Genomic DNA, 1,799 nt, shown 5'->3' with positions numbered 1-1,799 from the left:
CGCACCATTGCGGCCTCGATGGCGATCGACCGGCCGGAGGCGATGGCTGGCGCACCCCGGAACGGGGCTGGACAGCAGAGGCGGAAGTTTCTTGTCCGCGCGAGGAATGGGCGCAGCCCAGGGGAAGAAACTTGCGCCGTCGCTGTTGCGCCAAAGCCGTCGAAGCGCATGCGCTGTCCTTCGGCCAGATCAGGCCATTGAAGAGGCCGTTTGGAGCGGTCGAGACACGGGGGTTTCGGAGACGATGGCGACCGGAAGGCGGGTCAAGGCGGATCGGACCGGCAATACCGGCGGACTGTCACCTGCCGGTTCAGGCCCTGCGCATCCATCCTTCCCGGCCCGCTTCGGCCAGAACGTCTTCACCGGGTTCAGGGTCCGGTCCTCACGCCAGTCGCCGACTGTCCCGCGCTCTAGACCGGGCCCGTATCAGGGCCTCAGGACGATCCGCAGTCACCACGCCGATATCGCCCCGAACCTTGTGACGGGAACGGCGGTATCGCTGCCAGCTTCTGATCCGCCGCCATCGGCCTGCGGCATCACCCCCGCGCGGGGATGCCCTCCGCAGGGTCGGTGGCCGCCATGCCCGCAATGCGCAGGAAGGTTGTCACGCCCACGGCGAGCGCGCCGATCACCGCGAAGATGATCTGCCAGGTCTCGGATGGCATCATCTGCCGGGTGATCCCGAGCGTGGCGTAGAAACCGGCCATGCCTGCCGGCGCGACAAAGGCCAGCGCGATCAGCAGCCGCGCCCAGACCGGACGAACCAGCATCAGCAGCGCCTGACCAACCGCCAGCGTCAGGCCCGCGCCGACAAGCCCGGTGACAATGGCCCCCAGCCAGCCCGCGCCCGTACCATAGGCCCAGATACCCGCGTTGACGCCAAGAAAGAGTGGTAGCGCAAAGACCGCAAGGTTGAACAGCAGCCAGCAGAGGGTGCCGATAGCCGCGATAGAGATGAGGATTCCGAAAAAGATCATGGTGGTGTCTCCGTGCAAGGAATGGAACACGCGCGCCTTCCACCACCTCCACGGGCGCGGGTTTCAGGATAGCAGCCCTCGCGCCTTTGGGCGAGAGGGTGGAATGCTTGTTGGGAGGCGAAGCAGATGTTCGTGATTAGACTCGACATCGGGCGCTTCAGAAGTATGCTTATGTATGGTGATCCAAAAGGGGACATAGCGTGGCTTCTGCCGAGCGAATGACCCTCACAATGCCCTCGGTTATGGCCGAGACCCTGCGTCAGACCGTGGCCGGTGGCGAATATGCCTCGACCAGCGAGGTTGTCCGCGAGGCTCTGCGCGACTGGACGCGCAATCGCGACACCGAACGCCGCGAGCTTGAGACCTTGCGGGACGCGATCAAGGCCGGGCTCAGCAGCGGTCCGGGCATTCCGGCCGATGAGGTCTTCGCCGAGTTGCGGGCGCGTTACGCCGACAAGTCCTGAGCGTGGCGAAGCTGGTTATCCTGCCCGCCGCGCGGGCGGACCTGATCGACATTGGCTATTTTATCGCGCTCGACAATCCGCCCCGCGCCGCATCCTTCGTGGCCGAGATCGAAGCGAAGATCATGGAGATAGGCGAATGTCACGGCAGCTTCCAGAAGCGCGACGACCTGCACAAGGGGCTGTGCCACGCGCGGCATGGACGCTATCTGATCTTTTTCGTTGAAAACGATGATGAAGTGCAAATCGTGCGGGTGATCCAGGGCGCGCGAGATTTGCCGGGGTTGCTGCGATAGTTTGCAGGATTGGGGCGGCGCTCACGCGCCGCCCTTTGCCAGCCGATAGACCGGGATGCCCATCT

3 protein-coding genes are annotated in these 1,799 nt (G+C 64.5%); 2 read left to right on the top strand and 1 reads right to left on the bottom strand.

The window, feature by feature from the left end; translation table 11 throughout:
- Window positions 1-536: 536 nt before the first annotated feature.
- Window positions 537-977 carry a hypothetical protein gene (locus ACK5L9_RS06465; protein ID WP_416910646.1) on the bottom strand — a complete coding sequence of 147 codons (441 nt, stop codon included), beginning with the start codon at window positions 975-977 and terminating at the stop codon, window positions 537-539.
- 200 nt (window positions 978-1,177) lie between these two features.
- On the opposite strand from ACK5L9_RS06465, the gene ACK5L9_RS06460 reads away from it, so the two are divergent.
- Window positions 1,178-1,441 (top strand): type II toxin-antitoxin system ParD family antitoxin, encoded by a 264-nt coding sequence (locus ACK5L9_RS06460; RefSeq protein ID WP_416910645.1) that lies wholly within the window; start codon window positions 1,178-1,180, stop codon window positions 1,439-1,441.
- 2 nt (window positions 1,442-1,443) lie between these two features.
- Window positions 1,444-1,734 (top strand): type II toxin-antitoxin system RelE/ParE family toxin, encoded by a 291-nt coding sequence (locus tag ACK5L9_RS06455; RefSeq protein ID WP_416910644.1) that lies wholly within the window; start codon window positions 1,444-1,446, stop codon window positions 1,732-1,734.
- Window positions 1,735-1,799: the final 65 nt, after the last annotated feature.

It is taken from the genome of Paracoccus sp. (in: a-proteobacteria), assembly GCF_047973135.1.
In the GTDB taxonomy this organism is placed as follows: Bacteria; Pseudomonadota; Alphaproteobacteria; order Rhodobacterales; family Rhodobacteraceae; genus Paracoccus.
The sequence above is the reverse complement of the archived record's forward strand: the minus strand, read 5'-3'. Positions and strand labels throughout refer to the sequence as shown.

Coding starts and splice junctions, on each gene's coding strand:
- ACK5L9_RS06465 (WP_416910646.1), bottom strand. CDS start 977: ATGATCTTTTTCGGAATCCTCATCTCTATCGCGGCTATCGGCACCCTC.